Below are 26,318 nucleotides of genomic sequence, written 5' to 3' on the forward strand. Positions count from 1 at the left end.
TATAATTAAACAACAATGAACAAACTATGAAGAAAGAGTTAATTATCAATAGCCGCAGCTGAAACAGCCGGTAAGTTATATTCCGCCACTATTTTTGTTAGGCGACCATCGAGAACTAGGTTGTTCAGTTGAGTTTGAATCTTTTGAGCAAACTCAGACTTAGCAAATTGCTTACTTAATGCTAAGTGCCCAAAAATCACATCATCAAAACGATACGACATCTTTTTTACACTTTGTGATGGCCTTTGCAAAATGGCTGCTGAATGATCCGCTGTTTCCTCAACAGCAATGACCAAATCAACTCTATTCTTCAGTAACATTTCAAAGGCATTGTGTTCACTTAAGGCTTCAACTTTGGTGAGTGTTTTATCTTTATCGAAACGAGAAAAATGGGCCGCTCCTCGCATTACCGCAATGCGTTTACCAACTAAATCTTGATAGTTATTTACTGCAAACTCGCTATCAGCTTTTGCATAAAAAACAAAGGAAGATGACAACATCATGTAGGGTGGGGTTAAAAATTGCATTTTTTGCTCACGAGCCTCTGTGCGGATAAGCCCGCCCATCACATCTAGCTCATTTTGCTCGAGCATTTTTAAGCAGCGCGAAAACGGGCAAGCGACAAATTCAAGTTTCATGGGAAGGCTGCTTTGCATTTCGCGCATGATATCGACTATCGCCCCACTAACTTGGCCTGACTCTGATACCATGCCGTAAGGCGGCGCATGATCAACAGCCACCACAACTTTTTCAAAAGTAGTTGCAAATGCAAAGGAGCTAGCCAGTAGTAACAACAAACTTGTAAAATACTGCTTCATAGTGATACTCATAACTACGTTCACTCGTTTTCTATATTGTAGACGGCCTAGTGTCATAAAAACCACAAAAATGTCATACAATTTTGTCATAATAGAAACAACTATCCTGTAACGGCAAAAGTAATGTTATTTGTTATCTTTAAACAATTCTTTTTATTGGGCTGCATGAGCTTTGGCGGCCCAGCTGCACATCTTGGTTACTTTAAACGTCATTTTGTTGATAACTTAAAATGGCTCACCGCTGAGCGCTATGCGCAACTTATTAGCCTAAGCCAAGCGTTACCTGGCCCCGGATCAAGCCAAGTTAGCTTTGCAATGGGGGTTGAAAAAGGAGGCTTATTAGGTGGCCTATGTGCTTTTATTGGCTTTACCCTGCCCTCATTTTTAATTATGTTCTTTTTGGCTCTTAGTGCTCACCAATTTGGTGATATTTACTTTGCGGTGATAGCCGGGCTTAAACTCTTTGCGGTGGTGATTGTTGCCGATGCAACCTACAGTATGGCAATGAGCTTTTGCAAAAACCACTTACACAAACTTATCGCGGTACTGAGCACGGTTGCGCTGATTGTGTTTTCACAGTTATCGAGCCAAATTATAGTACTTATTGCAGCAGCAGCCTTAGGTTGGTTTTATCCTCAACTTAAACTACCAGAGAATCAACAACACAAATCAGTCAAAATTGCTTGGTTACCGCTTGGTTTATTTACTGTTTTGTTACTGGTTAGCTTTTTACCTTTAGGTGAGTGGTTTTCTGTGTTTGCCCCATTCTATCAAACTGGCGCCATGGTCTTTGGCGGCGGTCACGTTGTGTTACCCATTTTACAAGCGGGTGTGCCGAGTCTTGAAACCGAGCAGTTTTTATCTGCTTATGCCAGTGCGCAAGCCATACCAGGGCCAATGTTTACCATAGCCACATACTTAGGCGCACAGATTTCTCCAAATACGCCACTCATAGGTGCGATTGTTGCTACTTTACTAATCTTCTTACCTGGCTTTTTATTAATGTTAGCGTTTATGAAAAGCTGGTTACAATTAGCTGATAAGCCACGCTTTGCGGGTAGTATCGCAGCATTAAATGCCGCCGTGGTAGGTTTTTTAGCCGCCGCCCTTTATTCACCAATTTGGCAGTCGGCAGTGCAAAATCTGTGGCAAGTAGGCTTGGTAGTTGCCGCATTTACTTGGCTAAGAATGGCAAAGCCACCAATTTGGTGGCTATTGTTAGGCTTTATTGCTTTTAGCGTACTGATTGGTCAGTTTTAAGCTTTTTCGCGCGGAGGATTAGCAACCTTAATACTTGGCTTTAGCCCTGTTTGTGGCTCACTCGCACTTATCTGGCCTGTAACACTCTGATAAGGTCTAAGCGCGAAAATTGGCAACACTGCAAGTAGATGATCCATTATCTCTGCTTGCAAGTGCTCATAAGAAATCCAGCGTTTGTCTTCACTAAAACAATAGAATTCGATTGGTAAACCATGGTTCATTGGCTGTAGCTCACGCACCATCAGGGTTAAATCACGATTTATTTTTTCATGCTGCTTAAGATAACCTTCTGCATAGCGACGAAATAAGCCAAGGTTGGTTACCGGATCTGGCAAGCTAGAAACACGAATATAGTCATGCAGTGGAATAGCTGTGTCTATTTGCTCACGAAACGCATCGTCAACTAAGCGAATACTATTCATATCGATGTTTAAAGAGCGTTTGATACGACGACCGCCAGACTCTTGCATGCCACGCCAGTTTTTAAATGACCCAGCAACCAGCATGTAGGTTGGAATGGTTGTAATGGTGTTATCCCAGTTACGCACTTTAACCGTGTTTAAGCCAAGGTCGATAACCTCACCGTCAGCACCATAGCTATCTACTTGGATCCAATCACCATAGGTCACTAAACGGTTAGCTGCAATTTGAATACTGGCGACAAAACCCAAAATAGTATCTTTAAATACGAGTAAGGTCACTGCCGCTATTGCACCAAAGCCTGAGAGAATATAAGTTGGCGACTTCTCCAGCAAAATACTCACAATGAGAATGGCGCAAACCATAAAAGTGATCAGTTTAACAACTTGGATTAACCCTTGAATCGGAATGTCTCGAGCAAATTCAAGTTGATTATAAATACCGCCGGCAATGCTCACTACACTACTTAAAATGAAGCCACCATAAATAATGAGCGCAACTTGACCTACTGTTTTTAAAACGAGTGCAGCAACATCATGAACAGGATAAACATAATCGAAAGTTGCTAAATAAAGGACACAGCACAAAGCACCAGCAAAGCGGCGATTTAGTTTATTGAGCATTGGTGCAAGCGCACCAATACGCTCAGGTGACAGACGAGTAACGACCTTTTGAATGCCTGGCAACAATAAACGACGGGTAAACATATAAATTAATAGTAATGAGCCAACGCCGATAGCTGTCGCCGTTAATGCACTTACAAGTGTCGCGTCTGGCATTGATTCAAACCAAGGCATCACTAATTCTTGCAGGTGAGTTTGCTTCATGGCGCTTCAACCTCTTTATTGATATTAGCAATGTAATCCGCTTCTTTAGCCTGATGATAACTTAGTAGCTGCGCATCTTTTTGCAACCATAAATTATTGACATACTGTTGAAAAGTCGTTCTAAATGCACGATCGTGCTGATAATCGCCAATCATATCTGCGCTAATTGCTTGTAAATGCACATCCACTTTAATCACGTTTAAGCGGCCACGCATCAGGTTACGACAGATGTGATCACCCTCGCCTTGATAAATAATCGAGGTATTTAATAATGCATCAAACTGCTCACCTAACACCTCAAGAGCAAAGGCAATACCGCCCGCTTTAGGCTTTAAAAGGTAACTAAATGGGCTATTTTGCTTTTTGTGTTTTTGGCACGTAAAGCGTGTGCCTTCAACAAAGTTGATAATAGTTGTTGGATGATTACGAAAGTCGCGGCAACTGCGCTTGGTACGCTCAACATCAAGGCCCTTTAACTTTGGATTTTTTGCCAATTGCGCTTTACTAACCCGCTTCATAAAAGGCATGCCCATGGCCCATGCACCAGTGCCAATGAAGGGCACATATTTTAATTCATCTTTTAAGAAAAACTTTGGTGCGGGTAAAACATCTATCGCACTAAGTACGACAATATCTAGCCAGCTCATATGATTAGAGATAAGTAAGTACCAACCATCCCTACTAACGCTGCCTTGAATATTAATATCGATATTCTCACAACCTAACCACAGTGCTAAGCGGTTACCTTTACACCAACCTCGATAAGCACCGTGCAGAATATCGCTAACTACTTTAAATGGCAGTAGTAATTTAAGCACACCAAAAAGCAGCACAAGCGTGCCCCAAATAATTACGTTGGCAAACAAAACAATGCTTACTAGAACGCCTGTTAACCAATTTGGTAAAAACTTCTTTAACATATGTGTGCTCTCGAGTACGTCAACTGCAACTACTTCGCGTGTGTTTTAAACTCTGCTAGTTGCTGATTTTTTTCATCCCAGAGACGATTAAGTTCAGCTTGAAAGTTTACTCTAAAATCAGCGTCGCCTGTATAATCACCAATTAAATTAGGGCTCACTTCCATGACTTCAACCTTCACATCAACCTGCTTTACACGCCCACTAGCAAAGTCCACAAAGCTAGGTATGCCGTCTGGGTAATGAATAGTTACATTCACCACTTTAGAAATTTGCTCACCCATTGCTTGCATCACAAACGCAACCCCGCCCGCTTTTGGCTTTAATAAATGCGTAAATGGACTATTCTGACGCGCGTGCTTATCAGCAGTGAAACGCGTACCTTCAACAAAGTTAACGATACTTACCGGCATTTCTTTAAATTTTTCACATGCTTTACGTGTGGTTTCTAAATCTTTACCGCGCAATTTAGGGTTTTTCTTTAATTGTGATTTGCTAGTGCGGGTCATGAATGGAAAATCCAGTGCCCACCATGCAAGACCTAAGAAAGGTACGTATATTAGCTCTTTCTTCAAAAAAAAGTTCAAAAATGGGATGCGACGATTAAATACACGCTGCATCACAACAATATCTACCCAGCTTTGATGATTAGCGATAACTAAATACCAGTCTTTCGCTTTTAGTTGCTCAAGACCCGTTACGTTCAGCTTATATGAAGCAAATAGATTTTGATTAATACTGTTACAACTCACCCACATAGTGGCGCATTGCTTCGCTATCCAGCTCATGAGCTTTTGTAACGGTTTGATTGGTATGAGTTTAATCACACCACAAATAAAGATAGGCACAAACCAAAAAAGTGTATTAAGGGTGTAAAATAAAAAACTGAACACACAACGGATCATGGACATTACTACTTATTCCTTTAACGCTTAATCTTCAAAATACGTGTAGCCAGCGAGGCCTGCATTTAGTTCTGATAAATATTGTGCCTTAGATTGCTCATCAATTGCCAGTGAGTTAACCCGTTTTGCAAAGTTTTCAGCAAGGATGTCGCTATCATAATCAACAAACTTTAATACGTCCTTAACGCTGTCACCTTTAATTGCGTTGGTTAACTGATAGCCTGCATCTGTTAACTCTACATGCACTGAGTCTGTGTCGCCGAACAGGTTATGTAGATCACCTAAAATTTCTTGATAAGCACCCACTAAGAACATCGCGATGTGGTATTGCTGGCCTTGCTTGTACTCAGGAATAGGTAAACTGCTCTCAATACCTGTACCTTCAACATAGTTACGAATTTGACCATCAGAATCACAGGTAATGTCTTGAATAATAGCGCGTTGCGTTAACGGCTTATGTAAGTTTTCAACTGGCATTACAGGAAATAACTGTTGAATACCCCAAACATCAGGCAGTGACTGGAATAATGAGAAATTAACAAATAGCTTGTCAGCCAGTTTTTCGTTTAAATCATCTAATACTTCACGGTGGGCACGGGCATTTTCACTGAGAGAAGCACGAACACGGTGTAAGATAGTGAAGTACAACTGCTCTAACTTCGCCCACTCAATCATAGTCAGCAAACCGTGAACGTATTGATCATGTGCTTCACTAAATAAGTGCATTGCATCGTGATAAATTTCTAGTGCCATGCGCGGAGTTAACCGCTGTAAGCACTGCCACATTTCATCGAGCACCAATACACTGCCAGCCTCAGGCGCAGCTGGGTTTGCATGGTTAGGTGCACGTTCAACATCGATAACATCAGTAATTAATACCGCGTGATGCGCAGTTAACGCGCGGCCTGATTCAGTAATAATGGCTGGGTGTTTAAGGTCATGTTGTTGGCACACTTCAGCAAACGCATTAACGACATTACGTGCATATTCATCGACACTGTAATTCATTGAACACGAACTACGAGAACCAGAACCTTCGTAGTCAACACCTAAACCGCCACCTACATCCACTGTATTAAGTGGTACACCTAACTGCGTTAACTCAGCAAAGTGACGAGCACATTCACGCAATGCACGGTGAATATCACGGATATTGGCTATTTGAGAGCCAATATGAAAATGCACTAATTGCATTAAATGGAGCTTATTACGCGACTTAAGTAGCTCAACAGCAGACAACACTTGCCCTGCAGTTAAACCAAACTTACCTTTTTCACCACCGGTATTTTGCCATTTACCTTTACCAACCGAGTTTAAGCGAATACGAATACCAATCGATGGCTCAATGCCTAAGTCATCAATTTCCGCTAGTAAAGTAGTTAGTTCAGAGAGCTTCTCAACAACAATGTGAACCTTGTGACCCATACCTTTACCTATACAGGCTAAGCGTAAAAACTCACTGTCTTTGTAGCCATTACAAACAATAGTAATTGGTTCTTTGGCTACGCCTAAAATCGCCATAAGCTCAGGTTTTGAGCCAGCTTCAAGGCCAACTAAACCACTTGGGTGAGCAAGTAACTTGCTAACAACAGAGCGTTGCTGGTTTACTTTTATAGGGTAAACACAAGTATACTCGCCCTGATAGTCCCGCGCTTGACGTGCCTTGGTAAATGCACTTGTTAAGGTGCCAACGCGATTTTGCAAGATATCAGTAAAGCGCACTAATACAGGCAAAGTAAGACCTTGCTTTTTAAATTGTTCAGTAAGCTCAGACAAAGATATCGCTGACTTTGTTTGATCGCCATCAGGATAAGCAACCAGCTCACCTTGTGCGTTAATATCAAAATAGCCGTCACTCCAATGAGCAACATTATATGTTTCGCGTGCTTTGTCTAAACCCCAAGTCATGGCAATGTCTTCTGTAATTTCAATAAATATAAACGCACATTTTAATACGCCCGAGCTGCCCACGCTAACAAAAAATGCACTCTATGCCAAAGTGATAAAAAATATTCGCTATACTGATTAAAATTTGATTGAGCAATTGGCCAAGCACTGGCAGAATTGCACCCCTTTTTTACCATTAACCAAAAGTGTATAAGCAAGATGGCCAATTTAGATCAAAACAACTGGTTTACTGAAATTAGTGACCGTGATGGTAGCGCCTTTTCACTACGCATAACTAAAAAGCTTGATGAACAGCAATCACCATTTCAAAAAGTAGAAATGTACGAGACAACTGACTTCGGTAATCTTATGATTATTGATGGTTGTACGATGGTAAGTAGCCGTGAAAACTTTTTTTATCACGAAATGATCAGTCATCCAGCATTGCTTGCACACCCAAACCCTAAAAACGTTGTGATTATTGGTGGTGGTGACTGCGGTACTTTACGCGAAGTATTAAAACACCCTGGTGTTGAAAGCGTAACACAAATCGATATCGACGAAGTTGTGACGCAAATGTCACTTAAGTACTTCCCTGAGCTATGTGAATCAAACCAAGATCCTCGCGCTACAGTGATGTTTGACGACGGCATTAAATACATGCGTGAAGCAGCGCCTGAATCAATCGATGTGGTAATTGTCGATGGTACAGATCCAGTTGGCCCAGGCGAAGGTTTATTCAACCATGCTTTCTATACCAGCTGTTTAACTGCACTTCGCCCTGGCGGCATCTTAATTCAGCAAAGTGAATCACCACTTATGCACATGCCACTATTAGTAGAAATGCGCGACGCAATGAAAGAGGTTGGCTTTGTTGACCTACAAACACTACCTTTCCCACAACCTATCTACCCAAGTGGTTTATGGTCAGTGACGCTTGCTCGTAAGTCAGAAGCGTTTGCAGGTTTTCGTGAAGACGATGCAAATACACTCGCGCAAAGCACAGAATACTACAATGCAGGTATTCACCATGGTGCATTAGCAACACCAAATTATATGAAACGTGCTTTTGAGAAAAAGTAAGCGTTTTAGTTAGATGTAAAAAAGGGCTCAATTGAGCCCTTTTTTATTGTATTAAACCTTAAACCGATTCACTAAATGATTGAGTTCATTAGTTAGTTGAGTCATCCTAGTTGCCACTTCTTGGGTTGAACTTGCCAGCCCGCCCCCTTGCTGAGTTTGATCATTTAAGTCAGATAAGTTTTGACTGATTTCATCAGCAACAGCGGTTTGCTCTTCGGTGGCTTGTGCCGTTTGCATTGCCATATCATTAACTTTTACAGATGAGTCTTGCATGGCATTTAAAATATCATTCGTTTGCGCGAAAGATGCTACTGCCTCGTCAGCAAAACGTTTACCCGAGTTAATAGCTTGCAATGACTGCTCAACACTACCGGCAAACTGTTCAACCATTGTTTGAATGTCATTGGTACTTTCTTGGGTTCGCGTAGCGAGTGTTCGCACTTCATCGGCCACTACCGCGAAGCCGCGACCTTGTTCTCCTGCCCGAGCTGCCTCAATTGCCGCATTAAGTGCAAGTAAGTTAGTTTGCTCGGCAATCGCACGAATAACCTCAAGCACCTTGGCAATATTGTCTGAGCTTTGCTGCAACTCCGTTGAGCGCTGGCTGGCGTGTTCCATATTTTCTGACAACGCTGTAATTTTACGGCTCGAATTATCAACGGCTGTTAAACCTTGTTTAGCAAGCTGCTGTGAGTTATCGGCTTCATGGGATGAGTTTTGCGCTACATTGGCTACTTCACGGCTTGCCACACTCATTTCATGTACAGCACTTACAATAGACTCAGATGCTTGACTGAGCTTTTGATTTACTTGATGGTTTTGATTAGCGAAATTGCCTAGATCGTTACCAAGCGTATTAAGCTCTTTTGCCTGTTCTAAAATATCTTTAATAAGCTGCTGCAAATTATCTAAGAAGCGGTTAAATGCAGTTGCCAGTTCGGCAAATTCATCTTGGGTTTTAACATTTATACGGCCAGTTAAGTCACCATCTCCTGAGGCAATTTCGTTAATCCGTTCAGTGACAAAGTTGATCTGCTTTGTAAGCTGACGTGGTACAAAATAACTAAACCAACCCGCCACAGCTAAAACCACTGCAATCATCACCATAAGCATAACTTTAAAGCCCATGATTTTAGCCATCAATCTTTCTGTTTCGTCTTGCGACGTTTTTTCAGCTACTTCACCCGCTTTATCTAAAACATCACGTAGTTCAGAAAAGGTCTGTTCAGCCGCTTGTTTTTGCGAAGCGTTAGCTGGGCTGTTGATATAAGCTGTTGAGGCTTTGTACCAAGCATCAAACGCGCTATCAAAGTTACGGAATTGCCCTGCAATCTCTGCATAAGGTGACATATAAGATAAGTATTGCTTAAAACGATCTTTCACTTGTTCAGCATTCTCTTGATGCTCAGTAAGCTGGCCTTTATCACCCTTCAATTGGGTAACAAGTTGCAGCTCTGCCACTTTGGCTTGATACAAGTCTCGATCAGCATTAACAACCACAGAGACAGCCTTTAAAAAACGTTCTGACTGTGCATCAATGGCTTCTTCTTGAAGGTTAATTAAATAGGTATAGCCCGCAATTAGGAGAATTATGGCAATACCTAATAACGCGATTGGTAACGAACTTTTGACGCGAATGCTTTTTAACTTCATACATTGTCCTAATTCAAAATCTAACCTACCCACTCTTTAGAATGGTAGTAGAAAAACGATAAAAGTGTATGAAATTAAAATTGCCATCCCGCTGAAAGTTGAAATTGCTGCTGCGAGTTATGCTCATTAAATCCCATACCGGGTCTATTTTGAGCGTCACTGCTCAGCACTGAATATTCAGCACCTACTTGCCACTTGTTTGACAGTTGATAGCGCCAACTTGCGGTTAAAGCTTCTCCACGACTTTGGTTAGGATCAAATTGCCAATCATCATGATCACTTACCTTAAAGTAATCATACCTAATTGTAAGACGGTGCTGGTCTAACTTGTGGCTTAATAAAACAAAATGGCTGTAAAAATCGTTATCTATCCCACGGTATTTACCCATTGCGGTTTTGCCATCTAGCATCTGAACAATAATGCGTGTTTGCTGATTGAACTTATACAACCATGCCGCACTTAAAAAACGTGTATCCCACGCATACTGACCTGTACGGGTATTTAAAGCACCGGGGTCACCGTTATTGTCATAATAATAAACGCGAAACTGTGACCTTTTTTGATAATCCCAATGCATACCTAAATAATATCCAAAGCGACCATCTACTTCTTCGAAAGGCTCAACATAGTCAGCTTGCTTATCTAGCTGCGCCCATTCGAATGAATATGGAATAGCAAAGTCGATTTGTTCATTAAACGTGGTTTGCCTATCATGCATAGCGAATCCTCGCCATGACAGCAGCGTTCCTGCAGGGTCGTTACCTTTAAAAACCGATGCAAAGCCTTCAAAACTGTGGTTACTTCTAAACTGACGACCTGGGCGTTTAATACTGGCCTCAAGACCAAAGGCACGCACCTCTTCCCCTATCCACGTATTAATCGCAGAGTTAGTATAGTTATAGGGTGATATCCAGCCACTTTGCGGATTCTCTAGTGACATTTTTGGATAAAAGCCACCCGCTTTAACAGCCCATTTATAGCGACTTGCTGTGAGAGGCTGATACTGTAAATAGGCCTGACTAAAACCTACGGTTAGTTCAGGATCAGGATGAGCGTTAAGCACTGTATGCGCAGACCAATCTCGGCTTAATTCAAAACGACTACTAAGCATAGCTTGGGATATCACTAAAGCATCATGCTCTTGGTCATAACGGTACAAACCAATTCCTTCTCGCTGATAGCTCAACAGTTGGTCGCCACGCACAGCCGTCACAGTTACCAAGCCATCATGCTCAGCAAATGCCAGCGCAGGTAACCCCAAAACACTAACCAATGCCAAGGCTTGCCAGTTATTCATAATCATCAAACTCATCGTTGTTTAATTCTAATTTTGGTAACAAAGTTTGCTTTAATTTGTAGCTAAATTGACTATTAGAGGTGGAAATTTCTATCGTTTCTGGCGAACTAATATCGTTAAAGCGATCATGCCAAACCGCCAATATATGAGGCCCTTCAGGTAGTGGTAAATTTACGATACCCTGTTTGTCTGTTTGCCCAAATACAGTGCCATCAACCACAACAATATAGCCCAACATCCAGTCATGAATATTACAACCAAGTTCTACAACGCCCGTTTGCGCAAAGTTAATCGGTTGTTCTGGTTTATCATGGTAAAGCTTTAGCTCAAATTGCTTCGTTTTAGAAAACGAGTAAACATGATGCATGATTGAATCAAGGTTCGGAAATTCAACATTCGCTCCTTTTGGTACAACCAAGACATGAGGAACAAACGCACGTTCCTGCTGGCTCATAGTGTAATGAGTATCAGGCAAAGTTAGCTGCTGAGAACCTTTTAACCAAACAACCGCATTTTTGACCGGTTGATTCTGCTTATCCACTATTTGTATTTGCTGCGCCAATAAAGCTTGGCTAAACAATAGTAGTAGCAACAGGGTTATTCTTATCATTTTTTAAACCTTTTTCAGTATAGGGCCTGATATCACAGCACTCACTTTGTTGAATACGTATGCAGATCTCTCGTATTAACTGGCAAGTCACTTTATGCTTGAAGCATGTATGTGAATACGTGACAACAATCCATAACCATAAGCCGCCAAGGAACAACAATGCGATTAACTGCCTTAATGTTAGCAGCCTTTTCAGGTACTTGCCTAGCACAAACCACAACCGTCAGTTCACCTGATGGGCAGATCAAAGTAACCATTTCTGATGAACAACACACACCTAGCTACGAAATCAGTTTTGCTGGTAAACAAGTCATTGCTAACTCAGCGTTAGGCCTTGTTTTTAAACAACAACCGGCAATGAGCGAAGGTTACAAAATTAGCAGCCAAACCACTGACTCTGTAAAAAGCAGCTGGGAACAACCTTGGGGTGAACGCCAAACAGTGGTTGATAACCATAACGAAGTCGCTGTTACCTTTAAAAAGCCACAACCACAAGGTGGCACATTTACAGTACGTTTTCGCGCTTTTAATGATGGTGTCGGCTTTCGATACGAATTACCAAAGCAAGCTGGTTTTGATGATGTAGAAATCACTAAAGAGCTTACTGAGTTTGCAATTACAGACTCATCAGATGCAACGGCATGGTGGATACCAGCGCGTGGTTGGAACCGTTATGAGTATGTTTATAACACCACGCCACTACATAAAGCGGCACTTGTGCACACACCATTTACTTTAAAAAATAAAAATGGTGTACATATCAGTATTCACGAAGCAGCCCTTGTTGATTATGCCGGCATGGTTTTAAACCAACGTCGTGATGGTACTTTCCAAGCCGATTTAACACCTTGGTCAGACGGCGTAGCGGTTAAAAAGCACGGTGCATTTAATACTCCTTGGCGTACAATTCAAATTGGTGATGAAGCCGTTGATTTAATCAACTCAGATATCATCTTAAACTTAAACGAACCAAATAAACTGGGTGATGTATCTTGGGTTAAACCGGGTAAATACGTAGGTATTTGGTGGGGTATGCACATCAATGAAAATACTTGGGGTAGCGGTAAAATTCATGGTGCAACCACTGCAAACACTAAATATTACATGGACTTCGCTGCTAAATATGGCTTCGATGGCGTGCTAGTCGAAGGCTGGAATATTGGCTGGGATGGCGACTGGTTTTATAACGGTGACGTATTTAGTTTCACACAACCTTACGACGACTTTGATATTGAAGAGCTGACTCGTTACGGCAAAGAAAAAGGCGTACAATTAATTGGTCACCACGAAACTTCGGGCAACGTGACCAACTACCGTAACCAAATGGAAGATGCATTTGCGTTATACGAAAAATCAAATGTAAGCCAAGTTAAAACAGGTTATGTTGCTGACGGTGGTAACATCAAGCGTATCGATGAAAACGGCATTGTACGCAAAGAGTGGCACGATGGTCAGTTCATGGTTAATGAATACCTACACAACGTAAAACTTGCTGCAAAACATAAAATTAGTATCAACACGCATGAGCCTGTGAAAGATACCGGCCTACGTCGTACATACCCTAACTGGATTGCTCGTGAAGGTGCCCGTGGCCAAGAGTTTAACGCTTGGGGTACACCGCCGAACCCACCAGAGCATATTCCAATGCTAGCTTTCACGCGTATGCTTGCAGGCCCAATGGACTTTACGCCAGGTATTTTTGATATGGGCTTTAACGGTTTAGGTGCTGATACCAACCGCCCACAAACAACCCTAGCGAAGCAATTAGCGCTATACGTTGTAATGTACAGCCCAATTCAAATGGCCGCAGATTTACCACGTAACTACTTAGCGAAACCAGATGCATTCCAGTTTATTCAAGACGTACCAACTGATTGGCAGCAAAGTATTGCACTACAAGGTGAAGTTGGCGATTTCGTTGTATTTGCACGTAAAGAACGCAAGCGTGATCAATACTCAGGTAACGACTGGTATCTAGGTGCTGTTACAGACGAAAAAGCTCGCACTTTAGAAGTGAAGTTAGACTTCTTAGATAAAGGTAAAAAGTTTGAAGCGCAAATCTACCGTGACGGTGACAAAGCTGAATGGGTAAATAACCCTTACGACTTAAAAGTAGAAAAACGCATAGTGACTGCTGATGATAAGCTAACGTTAAAGCTTGCCACCAGCGGCGGCACAGCGATTCGATTTAAAGCAATCTAAGCTGTAAGTTTTAAGCTTCAAGAAAAAAGAGCGCGGCATTTGATGTCGCGCTTTTTTATTGTTTTGAGAAATAGGAGGACTAGTAATGGCTATGATTACTTGCAAATCACCTTTCTCAAAGGTAAATTTTTTGAATGATTACTCAGGTAAGTAAAGAATGGACCCTTTAGAAAGACTTGCACAGAGAAATACCGCACATAAAATAGCTCGTAAAAAAGAAAAGCGTGAATTACTTTGGCATATTCCGATCACTGTAATCAGTATTTTAACTTATACGTCTATTTACATCTTTTTAGTGACTGACGACATAAACCCGAATGATTTGCCAATAACTGTAAAGCCAGTATGGGTGGTTTCAAATCTACTAACTCTGGGGCTAGGTGCCACGCTCTTTGTAAGCAGTATTGCGTTTTTAGTATTTCTATATTTTTTAACGAAATATATAAAGGTAAATTTTTTAAAGCTCAAAGTGGCAACTATAACTGCTATGCTATTTCTGGTTAGTGTATCTTTTTTTGCACTTGGCAATTTTTGTAACAGCTTAATTTATAAAAATAAAATTTTAATTGCCGAGTTCATGCATTTTGGCTTTTATGAACCACCGACTCTCATTCAGATGGCTTTAAACTGGCTAACTATCTTAATAGTTACCTTGCTACTTTCTTTAAATTTCATCATTGCTTCAGCCCCCTTCAAAGCAAGAAAGCACTTTAAAACTAGTTTTATCGATAACTCATAACTGTGGCAACTTAAATTATAAGTACCTAACTGCTCTGTAAATCTCCACCCATAAAAAAGCAGCCCACTCGGGCTGCTTGAAACTCATAGCTTAAGGCTTAAAGCTAAATACTTTTAAAAAGGCAAATAGATTTGCGCGCTGAGGCCACCTTCAGGGCGATTAAGTAGCTGTACTCGGCCGCCATGCATATCGACAATACGTTTAATTATCGCAAGACCTAAGCCACTGCCTTCACTACCACGTGCCGCATCACCTTGTTTGAACGGTTCAAATACGGTTTCAAGTTCGCTTTCAGGAATACCCGGGCCGTGATCATTCACCACCACCATGGCAAACTTTTTATTACTGCTCACGCGAGTTTCAACTTCAATATCACCGTCTGAATAGCGAATTGCATTTTCAATCATATTGGTTACAACACGTTTTATTGCCACCGTGCTTACTGGCACTTCGCCTAAGCTTGGGTTTTCTGTAAAGGTAATAGTGCGATGATGCTTTTGCTCAGCTTCAACGACTTCTGAAACAATCGCATTTAAGTCTTCAAGTTCGAGTTCTTCGCGTTTGTGATGGCGTAAATATTCAATGAATTGATCGATAATGGCGTTCATATCTTCAATATCATGAATGATCCCTTCACGCAGGTAATCTTCATCGTCCGACATCATTTCAGTCGCTAAACGAATCCGCGTAAGCGGGGTACGTAGGTCATGGGAAACACCTGCCATTAATAATCGGCGATCATTCTCAAGGGCAGCAATACCACGCGACATTTGGTTAAACGCTCGGGTTACTTCAATCACTTCTGTAGAGCCCTGCTCTTCTAGTTTGGTAGAAAAGTCACCTACCCCTACTTTAACAGCGGCTTGTTGCAGTGCTTTTAAAGGTCTATTTAGATGACGGGCAAACAACCAACCACCGAGTACACTTAAAAAGCCAATACTCGATAAATAAAAGGTTAAGAACTTTAGGTTGTTTTCTTGCAATCCGGTGAGCGGCACACGTACCCAATAACCTGGCGCTTGCGGAGCTTCAACCCAATACACAAGCGGATCGGTTTGGCTAATACGTACCCGCGCAGAGCCATTAAGCTCTTTCGACATGCTGCGCGATAGCATAGAGTACTCGCGAGTTTCAGCCAACCCTTCACGCATAGCTTGGCGCTGCGTCATGACCTCAATGCCGGTGATCTCAAAAAACTTGTCAGAGGCTTCTTTGCTTACCTCCACTCCCTCTTCCCATTCAATAAACACGGTTTTAACCTGTTTTGAGAGAATAAGGTTTACTTGTTCTATCGTTGGTTTAACAACATAAAAACTGACTGTGATATAAGAGACTATTTGATTGATTAACAGCAGGGCCGCAACCAAAAATACCGTTTGTCCAAACGCACTACGTGGAAACATGCCCATTGCTATTATTTTTCACCATCTGGCACAAATACGTAGCCTAAGCCCCATACTGTTTGTATATAACGAGGATTAGCCGCATCAACTTCAATCATACGACGTAAGCGCGATACCTGAACATCGATACTGCGCTCAAGTGCACTGTAATCACGGCCACGTGCTAAGTTCATTAGCTTATCGCGACTAAGCGGTTCACGAGGATGTGTTACCAAGGCTTTCAATACAGCAAACTCCCCACTGGTTAACGACATTGTTTTGTCACCATGACTCATTTCGCGGGTCGCAAGGTTAAGAGTAAACTCACCAAAACTAATTTCGTTTTCTTCGGCAGCAGGCGCCCCCGGCACTTCTTTAGCACGACGACGTAAAATTGCTTTGATACGCGCGAGTAACTCACGTGGATTGAATGGTTTAGGAATGTAATCATCCGCACCTAGCTCTAAACCAATGATGCGATCAACTTCATCGCCTTTTGCTGTGAGCATTACAATAGGAATGTCATTTTCTTTTTGACGTAAACGACGGCAAATTGAAAGACCATCTTCACCCGGCAACATTAAATCTAATACAATCAAGTGGAAGTTTTCGCGCTCTAGTAAGCGATCCATTTGCTCTGAATTTGCTGCTGTACGAACAATAAAACCTTGTTCTACAAGGTAACGCTCTAGCAAACTGCGTAAGCGCATATCATCATCAACAACCAATACTTTTGTCGTTTCGTGTCCCATAACTTTCATTCTTTTTGTAATATGTTACTTATTAATATAAATGAAAAAGTTAAGAATAAAAAACGAATTACGCGCTTAGATTGTTACTGAACATTTCAAAATCCTGCTCGACAAAGGGTATACTTTGCGGCTGGTTTTCTTTTTAGGCTGAATAAAATGGCAAAGACAAATTTAATAACCCGAGAAGGGTATCAGCAATTACAACAAGAACATGATTATTTATGGCATGAAAAACGCCCCGAAATTACCAAAATAGTGACTTGGGCAGCAAGTTTGGGCGACCGCTCTGAAAATGCCGATTATCAATTTAATAAACGTGTTTTACGACAAATCGATCGCAGAGTTCGTTATTTGCGCAAGCGTATGCCTGACCTTAAAATTGTTGACTACAACCCACAACAAGCTGGCAAAGTATTTTTTGGTGCTTGGGTCGAAATTGAAAACGAACAAGGCGAGACAAAACGCTTTCGTATTGTTGGCCCTGATGAAATTTACGAGCGTAAAGACTACATATCTATCGATGCACCAATGGCTCGGGCACTGCTTGGCAAACAGGTCGATGATGACTTTACGGTAAACACGCCTGAAGGTACAAAAGAGTGGTTCATCAATGAGATAACCTATCCTGATGCAAAATAATTTTTCCCAGAAAATTCAGAAAGCGTTAATTAATGATTGTTTAGTCTAAAAATGTGATCTATAACTAAAGATACTCAAGATAAATCATTACTTGAGTTTTAGAAGGTAGTAATTATGTCAAACGCAATGCAACGCATAATAAGTAATGCAATTGTATTCGCACTTTTAATAAGTGTGAGTTTGATATCTTATGCCAACGATATAGAAAGCCACTCAGACAGTGTTACACCAACCGCACATTTTATTGCGTGTGATAGTGCAGACCCTGCCAATCTAGATACCGACCTAGACAAACATACACCTGCGTACATCGCCAATGTAGCCCAACCACTGCCAGATGCACGTGTTGTGTTGTATGCTCAACCTTGTAACAAGGCGTCTGTTTATAGCGCACACCAGCGAGGGCCACCTGCTTTTTAATTAACTCAAATTTTTCTATTTCAGTTTTATTAAAATGTATGGTGAACAAAATGAATAAATTCAAAGAATTACGTCTACAAGATATCTCTAATGGCGCATTATCTAATGCAGTAAATGAAGTTGAGCCAACACTTGATCTCACTTCTTCTGCACTTAAAGTACTTAATAGCTTTACTAAAAAAGACCCGCTTCGTGCCCACTATGGCACATCTATCGTTGATGCGTTAAAACAAACAAATAGTTGCTGTTCAGATTTTATTTTAGTGATTGATGGCGAAGATAAACTGCTCGGGATCACCTCTAGCGCAGACTTACAAAGCTCAAAGATTATGATTCTTGCGCAGCGTTTAAACTTACACCGTGATGAATTAACACTACACGATGTAATGACACCACTTAGCAATTTAGCGGGAGTAAGCTTGCAGAGCATCAGCTATGCATGTATTGGAGATGCACTGCAAACTATGGAGCATCAAGGTATGATGTTCTTATTAGTGACTAGCGCAAACCATGAAATTTGCGGTTTGATTTCTGCGCGAGAAATCGCTAAAAAACTCCATATTCCGGTCAATATCAATCCAATAGCTAACAGCTTCAGTGAAGTCATGCAGCAGATTGACCACCCACACTAACGCCTAAAACCAGCGTTGTGTAAAACTATTTTTGCGGGCCTTAAAAGCAGTGCTTTTAAGGCCTTCTTATTGTGATATTATTCAGGCAATTAATCTTCAGTTTTACTGATTTTCTATTTCTAAAAAGGTTTATGCATGAGCAATATCTCTGCACGCTTAGCGACCGAGCTAAATGCCCAGCAAACACAAGTTGTTGCTGCAATCAAATTACTTGATGAAGGTGCCACAGTCCCTTTTATCGCCCGTTATCGTAAAGAAGTAACTGGTGGTCTAGACGACACACAATTACGTTTACTTGAACAACGTTTATCTTATTTACGCGAATTAGAAGAACGCCGCAGTTTTATTCTTGCCACCATTGAAGAACAAGGCAAATTAACAGCAGAGCTAAATGCTGATATTAATAACGCTGACAGTAAAACTGAGCTTGAAGATTTATATTTACCGTTCAAGCCTAAGCGTCGCACGAAAGGTCAAATTGCTATTGAAGCCGGCATTGAGCCGCTTGCCGATGCATTATTTAATGATCCAAACCTCGATCCAGAACAACTCGCAGCTGATTACATAAATGCTGATGCAGGCTTTGCTGATAGTAAGGCTGTACTTGATGGCGCTAAATTTATTCTGATGGAACGCTTTGCAGAAGATGCTAAGTTATTGGCTAAATTCCGCAGCCACATCTCACAGCATGGTCAAATAGAAAGCACAATAATAGCAGGCCAAGAAAATAATGGCGCTAAGTACCGCGACTACTTTGAGCATCAAGAGCCACTTAAGAAAGTACCATCACACCGTGCACTCGCTATGCTTCGTGCTCGCAATGAGGGGGTTTTACAACTCAGTATCAACCCTGAACCTAGCGCAGAAAACCCAGCCCAAGTGTGCGCACAGATGATTGCCGATCATTATCGCTTAGATGTAAGCAACTCTGCTGCAAGTAGCTGGCTGATGAGTGTGGTGCAATGGGCGTGGAAGATTAAATTAAGCCTTCACCTTGAGAATGAGTTTTTAGGCGCAATGCGTGAAAAAGCTGAAACTGGCGCAATTGACGTTTTTGCGAAAAACTTAAAAGATTTATTAATGGCTGCACCTGCAGGCCCGCGTACTACTCTAGGTCTTGATCCTGGTTTACGTACAGGTTGTAAAATTGCCGTTGTAGACAGCACAGGTAAGCTTTTAACCACGCAAACCATTTTCCCTCATGCACCCCAAAACCACTGGGAAAAATCATTACGTACCTTAGAGCAGTTATGTCGCCAGCACAAAGTTGAGCTAATCGCCATCGGTAATGGAACAGCTTCACGTGAATCAGATAAGTTAGTTGCTGAACTTATCAAAGCGAACAGTGAACTTAAACTAAATAAAATCATGGTCAGTGAAGCAGGTGCATCTGTTTATTCAGCGTCTGAATTTGCTGCCAACGAGTTCCCTAACCTTGATGTTTCACTGCGTGGTGCGGTGTCAATTGCGCGTCGCTTACAAGACCCTCTTGCTGAGCTGGTAAAAATTGAGCCTAAATCAATCGGTGTGGGCCAATACCAACACGACGTATCACAAAGCCAGCTAGGACAAACGCTAACATCAGTTGTAGAGGACTGTGTAAACTCAGTAGGTGTAGATTTAAATATGGCCTCGGTGCCACTACTTACTCGCGTATCGGGCTTAAATAAAACGTTAGCACAAAATATTGTTAGCTACCGTGATGCGAATGGTTCATTTAGCAAACGCTCTGAACTGAAAAAAGTAGAGCGTTTAGGGCCAAAAGCCTTTGAACAAGCGGCTGGTTTCTTACGTATCACTAATGGTACAGATCCTCTTGATAAGTCATCTGTTCACCCTGAAGCTTACCCGGTTGTTAAACGCATCTGCGAAAAGAACAACCTCGATGTAAATAGCTTAATTGGTAACTCTGATATCTTAAATAAACTGGTTGCTAACGACTACACAGACGAAAAGTTTGGTTTACCAACAGTTACCGATATTATTAAAGAGCTTGATAAACCGGGTCGTGACCCGCGTCCTGAGTTTAAAACAGCTGAATTTAAAGCCGGTGTTGAAACCATTAACGACCTAAAACCGGGTATGATCCTAGAAGGTGTAGTGTCGAATGTTGCGAACTTCGGTGCCTTTGTTGATGTGGGTGTTCACCAAGACGGTTTAGTGCATATTTCTGCTATTACCAACAAGTTCATCTCTGATCCACGCGAGGTAGTTAAAGCTGGCGATATTGTTAAAGTAAAAGTACTTGAAGTAGATGCAGCACGCAAACGTATCAGCTTTACTATGCGTTTAGACGATGATGTTGATACTAGTAATAAAGCAGCACCAGCTAGCAAACCTAAGCCAGCTGCGAAAGCGAAAAGTGCAGCACCTAAACAAAAACGTGATTTTGGTAATGCAGCAATGGGTAATGCCTTTGCTGATGCATTTGCCAATGCAAAAGTGAAAAAATAATACCCTATAGGTGTAAATCGATAATAAAAAACCGCGTGAGTTTTAACTTACGCGGTTTTTTAATTTAAGAAGCTTAAATAAAAGCAGAGAACTGGTTTTGATTAGTGGGCGAGGTAGCTGCTTGATAAAAATTAGCAATACGTGCGGCACGTTCATCTACTTCAACATCACGCTTTGCTGTTTTTGTTTCACTGCTTTGAGTTGCGCTATCTTCGGCATACTCACTGTTTATTTTGAAGGTCGATTTGCCTGAGTCAGCATCGCCATCAGCTGATTGGCTGGCAAGCGCTGCCATAAGCTTTTGTGTGGCATCTGCAGCAATTGAGCGATCAGCACTTGAAGGCTCTTGTGGCGCAAGTGCCGCTGCACGCACCGTCTGCATTTTTTCGATTGTGGCTTGTGGGTCACCTTTTATTTCAGCAACATCAATTTGCACCTCACCGCCAACAGCATAGTTTGTACCATCGGGGCCACGTTGATACTCGTAGCTAGGAGAGCCCGCATACTGCCCCCCTACTGTGGCATGCGCTTGCTCATGAATACGCACTTCGGTATCACGCGCTTTTAATTCTTTTATTTGTTCAGCGTCTTGTTGCTCTTGCTCAGCAACCTTTTGCTCTTTTTTCTGTTCTTGTTTAGCGTCTTGTTCTGATTGCTCTGGATCGCCTTGTTCACTGCCTTGTTGACGCTCCTCAATCACTTTATCTTCAGATAAACGACCTTTGGCATCGTAAGTACCAGCCTCAGAACCCGGTTGCTTGGTTTTATCACCATCACTAAGCGTTTTATTTTCGGCATTACTTGGTTTAGTAGCAGCGGGTGGCGGGATTACTTCACGTAACTGATTATCACGGCGAGCACTTTCGGTGTGCACATTCGCCGTGTTGATATTAATCGAGGGAAACGGAGTAACGATATTCATAAGTGCTAAACTTTGATATCAATTAACGTACCCAGCACTTCATCAGCAGTTTGAATGGTGTTGATGTTTGCTTTTGCATTAAATTCTTCAACTTTCAAATTAACAAGCGACTCATCGATTGGGGCAGGTTGTGAAACTGGCGGAGTTACAGCTTCATTTGGAGTTGCCGCTTGTAATTGACGTTGTTGAGCTAGTTGGGCATCATCTTGCTGATCAATTGAGGCACGGCTAATCTCAGCGCTCGCCTTTTCGATACCTTGGCTTGCACGGTTATAACCTTCTACCGCATTATTAAAAACAGAACTGATTGGCATAACACCCTCCAACAGTGAGATTCACTTGTTAAGTATCGCTCATAAAACGAGCAAAATAAAGCTAAATCCCGCTATTTTTGTGGCCTACGGCCGAGTTTAAATTAACACATTGATTTCAGTGCTGTTATAAATGCTTTTTTATGGGAGATAAATGGGGCATGCGATGCTTTATCTAATACTTCATACTCAAACTCAGGCTGTAAAGCATGCATTTTTTCAATTGCTCGATAAGGAACCAGTGAATCTAAGCGACCAAAAATGCCACATACTGGCACACTTAGCTCAACAAACAGTGAGCGTAAATCGTCATGCTGCAAAATTTCTAAACCTGCGCTTAAAGCCTGCTCTTGTGGTGCTGGATACTGATTTAATAAAGCTTTTAGTTGTTTAATATCGTCACGGGCCGATTCACTGCCCATCGCCTGGATTGCTAAAAATCGCTCAATGGTTTTTTCGCGGTGACTAACAAGTTGCTCTTTGAAGGTATTTAATACATTCGGTTTAATACCTGGCCAGTCATTCTGCTCGGCAAAGAAAGGCGTTGATGCAACAAGCACAACTTTAGCCACCTTTTCTGGCCAATGAGCTGCAATGTACAAAGCAAATAATCCACCTAATGACCAACCAACGAGTAATGACCCTTCATTCAATTGCTCACTAAGTTGCTCAGCAGCGGCATGCAAGGTGTAAGGGGCTGGGCAGCTTTGTGCATTACCAAATCCCGGTAAATCCAAGCAACGAACCTCACCATCATGGAAAAATTCCAGTTCAGGCATTATTACTTGCCACACGCCTTGGTTCATTCCCCAACCATGTAGTAACACCATATCATTTTGCATATTTCATCATTCCAGACCACACTTAGCGCTCATGATAGCGTTTAAAGGAATGAATGCAATGTCTCGTTTAACCCATGCTTTAAAACTAGGTTTAGACACGTTATTTCCAAACTTTTGTATTGGCTGTAACAGCCATATTAATCCTAACCATGCTTTATGCAGTTATTGTTTGCAAGATCTAAGCTTATTTGATTTAGAACGCCACCCAAACCTGTTACACAGGCCTGATGTCTGTGATGCTTTTCCTGACTGTCAGTTTGACCACTTAATTGCCTGCGCTTGGTACCAAGCGCCCTTAAATCAATGGTTAAAGCAGTTAAAATTTAATGACCAACAGTATTATAAGATTGCTCTACAACAAATCATTAGCCAGCAACTTGCAGTTGCTCGCAAAGTAAATATCCACTGGCCAGACGCTTTTATTATAATGCCCTTACATAAACAGCGATTTTTAACCCGTGGCTTCAACCAAGTCAGTCAAACATGGTTGCCTGTACTCCAAACACAAAATGAGCCTATTATTTCGCCTCTTCAAAAGCTAAAAGCTACAAAAGCACAATCAAAGCTCAGTAAAACGAACAGAATTAAAAACTTAAAGGGTGCGTTTATTTGCCAGCAGGATTTGTCTGCAAAAACCGTGGCAATCATTGATGATGTGATGACCTCTGGCGCAACTTTAAATGCAGCGACTGAGGTCATTAAAGAAGCCGGAGCTAAACAGGTGTGGGCTATGCTTACCTGCTTAACTCCGTTAGGTGCACATTAAAGGTGATTAGTCAGCTGAGGCATAGAATGCGTTACCAAAAAATAATGCATTGCTCAGTAATCGACTAGTGCCGTACCAGTAACCACGAAATACTGGGTTATCAGTCATACCAATGACACTACCCTTACCGTATGAGTGTGCTATCAGTCCTGCTGCACCCGCTACTTGCTCCACGTTTACGTCATCAGTAAAGCCAGCTAAAAGCGGCTTGTCTGTGTAAGTAAGTACGTTAACAAAAGGTGCGTCTGATTTCTCAAGTAACCAAGTGCTATTCTTAAATACAGGTAATGTATTACGGTTCAGCGAATACGTCAGTGGGTGAGATAAGTCCACTGAGGTATTAAAAATTGCACCCGCAATACGCTGACGACCAGCGAGGTCATCCTTATCAGCATAGGTGAGCCCTGTTGTATCAAAGGCGCTGGCTACATCACGACGAGATAAGTAATTAGCCTTTAATAATTGTTGATCGGCTAGGAACTTAGCTCCGCCTTTGTGTCCCCAAATAACTCCGCCTTTACGAACCCACGACTTAATTGCCACTTTCGTTGCATCATCAAGACGATTGTAATTACCGTGCGCTAGAATGATATGGCTGTAGTTTTCGAGATCAATATCATCAAGACGTTGCATTTCAACAATGCTTGGCGCTGTGCCAACGAAACGGTCTAGGTAATACCATACCTCGCCAAGCTCATACTGGCTGCTCCCTTCACCACCGACTAATAGCACTTTCGGCGCTTTCACTACCGCCATTGAACGAGAGCCCAAGTCAGCACCTTTTACCGTTAAGCCAGAACTAATTGGTGTAATTTCAATGCCAAACTCGTTTTGTGCTTGGTTTAAATAGCTAACCCAGTTGCTATCTGTTTGCAGACCTGCAGGCACAAGGATACTTCCAGGCTCAAAAGCAATCTCACCCATAGGCGTTTTTGCTGTGAGTGGGCTTAATGCCACACGCGCTTTTACACCTTGTTCGAGTAAGCTATTAAGCATTTTTGGCGCTAAATAATCATCCCATTTGAATGCATAAGCATAGCTTTGTGGTAATGCTGCATAGCTTGATTTTACAGGCTGTTGCCAAGGCTCTTTAGCAACATTTAAGCCCCAATTGCTGCTTACTTTTGCAAACTCTAGATTGAAAGCATGCGCAAGAGTCCAGCCAGATACATCATAAAACGTATTATCAACAAAACGCTGTTGCTCACTAAAAATCGCTTTAATTAAACGAAATTGCGGCTGTGCTAATGGCACATAGTAACTTTTTTCAGAAAAGCTTTGACCATTTACTTTTAACGGCTCTTCGAGCACATACGCATTAATTTGATGCTGCTTCAATAAATCAAGGAAGTACTGCATGCGACTCGTATCAGCACCACCTTTAACAACATAACCTTTGAAGTCTTCATCGCCAGCAAGATCTATCGCTTTGTTGTAAAATTTGGCTTGATAATCAAGTAAGTCAGCACGGTTATCAATCGCCGCTTGGAACGTCGACAAGCTAGTTAATAACTGATTTTTAATCGTAAACGGAAAACTTAACGGGCCGTTGATGGTTTCTTGTAAGTGACCACGTGAGCTTGCTTGTTCAAATAAAATACCTACACCGCCATTTACGTCTGGGTAAGTTGAGCCTTTACCATAGTAAAAGTCATCAAAGCTTTCTTCAGTGAAGTAAAGCGCATTATGCTCATCAAGTGTCTTTGCATGATAATTTGCAATTGCTTTAGTCAGCGTAACGTTTTCTTCAGGCGTGATTGGGTGTTTACGAGTTGGGATCCCTGGCTGAAAAAAATACGTGCTATTCGGGCCCATTTCGTGGAAGTCAGTCAGTATATTTGGCTTCCACTGGTGAAACTGTGCGATACGTGCACGTGATTCAGGGTGTTGCAGCAATAACCAATCACGGTTTAAGTCAAACAAGTAATGGTTAGTACGACTGCTTGGCCAACTTTCGATATGCTCGCGAGTTTGTGGATCTGATGACAACTTCATACCACGGTTGCTGTTTGCCCAATTTGCAAAACGCGCTAAGCCATCGGGGTTTAATGATGGGTCGAGCAAAATAACCGTGTTATTCAGTAAGGTGTCAATTTCTGGCCCTTGTGCAGCGGCCAAATAATAGGCAACCAATAGCGATGCATTGCTACCTGATGATTCATTGCCATGTACGCTGTAACCCATCCAAACAACCGCCGGCTGTTTGCTTGAGTCTGTAGCACCACCATTTAAACGCGCTAAATGAGCTTTACGAATAGATTCAACTTGGCCTAGCTTGTCTGGTGCAGTAATCGTTAACATCACCAGCGGACGTTGCTCGTGAGTGCGACCAATTACTTTAAAGTTCATTCGGTCACTTTTTTCGGCCAGAATTTGCATATATTGCACAAGCTGATCATGTCGCACATGCCACTCACCCACCTCATAACCTAGTACCTGCTCAGGGGTAGGAATATTTGGGTCAAATTTCACATCTTGTTCAAAGTAATAAGAAAGAGGTTTTGCTAATGCGCTAACGCTCACTAGCATAGTTAATATTGTTATTATAAAACGCATAGATAGCACCCATAATTATTTGA

The 26,318-nt window shown here is 41.8% G+C and carries 23 protein-coding genes; 9 read left to right on the plus strand and 14 right to left on the minus strand.

Annotated elements, in window-relative coordinates:
* Positions 1 to 38 precede the first annotated feature (38 nt).
* A complete protein-coding gene (locus QL229_RS15355) occupies positions 39 to 818 on the minus strand; it encodes a transporter substrate-binding domain-containing protein (protein ID WP_281547141.1) in 780 nt (259 codons plus the stop codon).
* A gap of 123 nt (positions 819 to 941) precedes the next feature.
* Between QL229_RS15355 and chrA the strand changes: the two genes are divergently transcribed.
* The gene (gene chrA / locus QL229_RS15360) at positions 942 to 2,078 is read left to right on the plus strand and encodes a chromate efflux transporter (protein WP_253039409.1); all 1,137 of its coding nucleotides are present in this window, start codon (positions 942 to 944) and stop codon (positions 2,076 to 2,078) included.
* Here the strand turns inward: chrA and QL229_RS15365 are convergent.
* The 4 genes from QL229_RS15365 to speA are packed head-to-tail and all read right to left on the minus strand — an operon-like array spanning position 2,075 to position 7,055.
* Positions 2,075 to 3,325 carry a mechanosensitive ion channel domain-containing protein gene (locus QL229_RS15365; protein WP_135922876.1) on the minus strand — a complete coding sequence of 417 codons (1,251 nt, stop codon included), beginning with the start codon at positions 3,323 to 3,325 and terminating at the stop codon, positions 2,075 to 2,077. The genes chrA and QL229_RS15365 overlap by 4 nt on opposite strands.
* Complete coding sequence (locus QL229_RS15370) at positions 3,322 to 4,245, minus strand: acetyltransferase (protein WP_135922877.1); 924 nt, start codon at positions 4,243 to 4,245, stop codon at positions 3,322 to 3,324. Before QL229_RS15370 ends, QL229_RS15365 begins: the two co-directional genes overlap by 4 nt.
* 29 nt (positions 4,246 to 4,274) lie before the next feature.
* Positions 4,275 to 5,153, minus strand: coding sequence for an acyltransferase (locus QL229_RS15375; RefSeq protein WP_138558483.1), 879 nt, complete (start codon positions 5,151 to 5,153; stop codon positions 4,275 to 4,277).
* 21 nt (positions 5,154 to 5,174) lie between these two features.
* Positions 5,175 to 7,055, minus strand: a complete 1,881-nt coding sequence (gene speA, locus QL229_RS15380; RefSeq protein WP_281547142.1) for a biosynthetic arginine decarboxylase — start codon at positions 7,053 to 7,055, stop codon at positions 5,175 to 5,177.
* A 198-nt stretch (positions 7,056 to 7,253) separates the two neighbouring features.
* Between speA and speE the strand changes: the two genes are divergently transcribed.
* Positions 7,254 to 8,117, plus strand: a complete 864-nt coding sequence (speE, locus tag QL229_RS15385) for a polyamine aminopropyltransferase (RefSeq protein ID WP_135922880.1) — start codon at positions 7,254 to 7,256, stop codon at positions 8,115 to 8,117.
* A gap of 51 nt (positions 8,118 to 8,168) precedes the next feature.
* Here speE and QL229_RS15390 read toward each other — a convergent pair whose 3' ends face one another.
* The 3 genes from QL229_RS15390 to QL229_RS15400 all read right to left on the minus strand — a co-directional run bounded on the left by QL229_RS15390 (position 8,169) and on the right by QL229_RS15400 (position 11,678).
* A complete protein-coding gene (locus QL229_RS15390; RefSeq protein ID WP_281547143.1) occupies positions 8,169 to 9,770 on the minus strand; it encodes a methyl-accepting chemotaxis protein in 1,602 nt (533 codons plus the stop codon).
* Between the two features lie 74 nt (positions 9,771 to 9,844).
* A complete protein-coding gene (locus QL229_RS15395; protein WP_281547155.1) occupies positions 9,845 to 11,074 on the minus strand; it encodes a hypothetical protein in 1,230 nt (409 codons plus the stop codon).
* Positions 11,061 to 11,678 (minus strand): methylamine utilization protein, encoded by a 618-nt coding sequence (locus QL229_RS15400; protein ID WP_138558480.1) that lies wholly within the window; start codon positions 11,676 to 11,678, stop codon positions 11,061 to 11,063. The genes QL229_RS15395 and QL229_RS15400 overlap by 14 nt, the downstream gene beginning before the upstream one ends.
* Before the next feature lie 159 nt (positions 11,679 to 11,837).
* On the opposite strand from QL229_RS15400, the gene QL229_RS15405 reads away from it, so the two are divergent.
* Together QL229_RS15405 and QL229_RS15410 are read left to right on the plus strand one after the other, a co-directional pair.
* Positions 11,838 to 13,880, plus strand: coding sequence for a glycoside hydrolase family 97 protein (locus tag QL229_RS15405; RefSeq protein WP_281547144.1), 2,043 nt, complete (start codon positions 11,838 to 11,840; stop codon positions 13,878 to 13,880).
* Between the two features lie 157 nt (positions 13,881 to 14,037).
* A complete protein-coding gene (locus QL229_RS15410; protein ID WP_281547145.1) occupies positions 14,038 to 14,619 on the plus strand; it encodes a hypothetical protein in 582 nt (193 codons plus the stop codon).
* 113 nt (positions 14,620 to 14,732) lie between these two features.
* On the opposite strand, the gene envZ is transcribed toward QL229_RS15410, so the two are convergent.
* Positions 14,733 to 16,028 (minus strand): two-component system sensor histidine kinase EnvZ, encoded by a 1,296-nt coding sequence (gene envZ, locus QL229_RS15415; RefSeq protein WP_138558535.1) that lies wholly within the window; start codon positions 16,026 to 16,028, stop codon positions 14,733 to 14,735.
* 5 nt (positions 16,029 to 16,033) lie between these two features.
* Positions 16,034 to 16,753, minus strand: a complete 720-nt coding sequence (gene ompR / locus QL229_RS15420; protein ID WP_063702407.1) for a two-component system response regulator OmpR — start codon at positions 16,751 to 16,753, stop codon at positions 16,034 to 16,036.
* 156 nt (positions 16,754 to 16,909) lie between these two features.
* On the opposite strand from ompR, the gene greB reads away from it, so the two are divergent.
* From greB to QL229_RS15440, 4 genes are all read left to right on the plus strand, one after another.
* Entirely contained in the window at positions 16,910 to 17,392 is a 483-nt protein-coding gene (gene greB / locus QL229_RS15425; RefSeq protein WP_135922886.1) for a transcription elongation factor GreB, read from the plus strand.
* A 114-nt stretch (positions 17,393 to 17,506) separates the two neighbouring features.
* Positions 17,507 to 17,812 carry a hypothetical protein gene (locus QL229_RS15430; RefSeq protein ID WP_135922887.1) on the plus strand — a complete coding sequence of 102 codons (306 nt, stop codon included), beginning with the start codon at positions 17,507 to 17,509 and terminating at the stop codon, positions 17,810 to 17,812.
* A gap of 50 nt (positions 17,813 to 17,862) precedes the next feature.
* The gene (locus QL229_RS15435) at positions 17,863 to 18,444 is read left to right on the plus strand and encodes a hypothetical protein (protein ID WP_135922888.1); all 582 of its coding nucleotides are present in this window, start codon (positions 17,863 to 17,865) and stop codon (positions 18,442 to 18,444) included.
* A 135-nt stretch (positions 18,445 to 18,579) separates the two neighbouring features.
* Positions 18,580 to 20,898 (plus strand): Tex family protein, encoded by a 2,319-nt coding sequence (locus QL229_RS15440; protein ID WP_281547146.1) that lies wholly within the window; start codon positions 18,580 to 18,582, stop codon positions 20,896 to 20,898.
* Positions 20,899 to 20,971: 73 nt separating this feature from the next.
* On the opposite strand, the gene QL229_RS15445 is transcribed toward QL229_RS15440, so the two are convergent.
* The 3 genes from QL229_RS15445 to bioH form a co-directional block, all read right to left on the minus strand.
* Positions 20,972 to 21,820: a putative metalloprotease CJM1_0395 family protein gene (locus QL229_RS15445; RefSeq protein WP_281547147.1), complete on the minus strand. Its 849-nt coding sequence runs from the start codon at positions 21,818 to 21,820 to the stop codon at positions 20,972 to 20,974.
* A 5-nt stretch (positions 21,821 to 21,825) separates the two neighbouring features.
* Positions 21,826 to 22,134 carry a hypothetical protein gene (locus tag QL229_RS15450; RefSeq protein ID WP_054554434.1) on the minus strand — a complete coding sequence of 103 codons (309 nt, stop codon included), beginning with the start codon at positions 22,132 to 22,134 and terminating at the stop codon, positions 21,826 to 21,828.
* A 101-nt stretch (positions 22,135 to 22,235) separates the two neighbouring features.
* A complete protein-coding gene (gene bioH / locus QL229_RS15455; RefSeq protein WP_281547148.1) occupies positions 22,236 to 22,973 on the minus strand; it encodes a pimeloyl-ACP methyl ester esterase BioH in 738 nt (245 codons plus the stop codon).
* 58 nt (positions 22,974 to 23,031) lie between these two features.
* On the opposite strand from bioH, the gene QL229_RS15460 reads away from it, so the two are divergent.
* Positions 23,032 to 23,739 carry a phosphoribosyltransferase family protein gene (locus QL229_RS15460; protein WP_281547149.1) on the plus strand — a complete coding sequence of 236 codons (708 nt, stop codon included), beginning with the start codon at positions 23,032 to 23,034 and terminating at the stop codon, positions 23,737 to 23,739.
* Positions 23,740 to 23,745: 6 nt separating this feature from the next.
* Here QL229_RS15460 and QL229_RS15465 read toward each other — a convergent pair whose 3' ends face one another.
* On the minus strand, positions 23,746 to 26,295 hold the full coding sequence (locus QL229_RS15465; protein WP_281547150.1) for a M14 metallopeptidase family protein: 2,550 nt from the start codon (positions 26,293 to 26,295) through the stop codon (positions 23,746 to 23,748).
* Positions 26,296 to 26,318 lie beyond the last annotated feature (23 nt).

Source organism: Pseudoalteromonas sp. PAR1, from assembly GCF_947311895.1.
Classification (GTDB): domain Bacteria; phylum Pseudomonadota; class Gammaproteobacteria; order Enterobacterales; family Alteromonadaceae; genus Pseudoalteromonas; species Pseudoalteromonas lipolytica_C.

Excerpts from the sequence above, each read along its gene's own strand:
- QL229_RS15355 (WP_281547141.1), bottom strand. The coding sequence starts at position 818 with ATGAAGCAGTATTTTACAAGTTTGTTGTTACTACTGGCTAGCTCCTTT.
- chrA (WP_253039409.1), top strand. The coding sequence starts at position 942 with ATGTTATTTGTTATCTTTAAACAATTCTTTTTATTGGGCTGCATGAGC.
- QL229_RS15365 (WP_135922876.1), bottom strand. The coding sequence starts at position 3,325 with ATGAAGCAAACTCACCTGCAAGAATTAGTGATGCCTTGGTTTGAATCA.
- QL229_RS15370 (WP_135922877.1), bottom strand. The coding sequence starts at position 4,245 with ATGTTAAAGAAGTTTTTACCAAATTGGTTAACAGGCGTTCTAGTAAGC.
- QL229_RS15375 (WP_138558483.1), bottom strand. The coding sequence starts at position 5,153 with ATGTCCATGATCCGTTGTGTGTTCAGTTTTTTATTTTACACCCTTAAT.
- speA (WP_281547142.1), bottom strand. The coding sequence starts at position 7,055 with ATGACTTGGGGTTTAGACAAAGCACGCGAAACATATAATGTTGCTCAT.
- speE (WP_135922880.1), top strand. The coding sequence starts at position 7,254 with ATGGCCAATTTAGATCAAAACAACTGGTTTACTGAAATTAGTGACCGT.
- QL229_RS15390 (WP_281547143.1), bottom strand. The coding sequence starts at position 9,770 with ATGAAGTTAAAAAGCATTCGCGTCAAAAGTTCGTTACCAATCGCGTTA.
- QL229_RS15395 (WP_281547155.1), bottom strand. The coding sequence starts at position 11,074 with ATGATTATGAATAACTGGCAAGCCTTGGCATTGGTTAGTGTTTTGGGG.
- QL229_RS15400 (WP_138558480.1), bottom strand. The coding sequence starts at position 11,678 with ATGATAAGAATAACCCTGTTGCTACTACTATTGTTTAGCCAAGCTTTA.
- QL229_RS15405 (WP_281547144.1), top strand. The coding sequence starts at position 11,838 with ATGCGATTAACTGCCTTAATGTTAGCAGCCTTTTCAGGTACTTGCCTA.
- QL229_RS15410 (WP_281547145.1), top strand. The coding sequence starts at position 14,038 with ATGGACCCTTTAGAAAGACTTGCACAGAGAAATACCGCACATAAAATA.
- envZ (WP_138558535.1), bottom strand. The coding sequence starts at position 16,028 with ATGGGCATGTTTCCACGTAGTGCGTTTGGACAAACGGTATTTTTGGTT.
- ompR (WP_063702407.1), bottom strand. The coding sequence starts at position 16,753 with ATGGGACACGAAACGACAAAAGTATTGGTTGTTGATGATGATATGCGC.
- greB (WP_135922886.1), top strand. The coding sequence starts at position 16,910 with ATGGCAAAGACAAATTTAATAACCCGAGAAGGGTATCAGCAATTACAA.
- QL229_RS15430 (WP_135922887.1), top strand. The coding sequence starts at position 17,507 with ATGTCAAACGCAATGCAACGCATAATAAGTAATGCAATTGTATTCGCA.
- QL229_RS15435 (WP_135922888.1), top strand. The coding sequence starts at position 17,863 with ATGAATAAATTCAAAGAATTACGTCTACAAGATATCTCTAATGGCGCA.
- QL229_RS15440 (WP_281547146.1), top strand. The coding sequence starts at position 18,580 with ATGAGCAATATCTCTGCACGCTTAGCGACCGAGCTAAATGCCCAGCAA.
- QL229_RS15445 (WP_281547147.1), bottom strand. The coding sequence starts at position 21,820 with ATGAATATCGTTACTCCGTTTCCCTCGATTAATATCAACACGGCGAAT.
- QL229_RS15450 (WP_054554434.1), bottom strand. The coding sequence starts at position 22,134 with ATGCCAATCAGTTCTGTTTTTAATAATGCGGTAGAAGGTTATAACCGT.
- bioH (WP_281547148.1), bottom strand. The coding sequence starts at position 22,973 with ATGCAAAATGATATGGTGTTACTACATGGTTGGGGAATGAACCAAGGC.
- QL229_RS15460 (WP_281547149.1), top strand. The coding sequence starts at position 23,032 with ATGTCTCGTTTAACCCATGCTTTAAAACTAGGTTTAGACACGTTATTT.
- QL229_RS15465 (WP_281547150.1), bottom strand. The coding sequence starts at position 26,295 with ATGCGTTTTATAATAACAATATTAACTATGCTAGTGAGCGTTAGCGCA.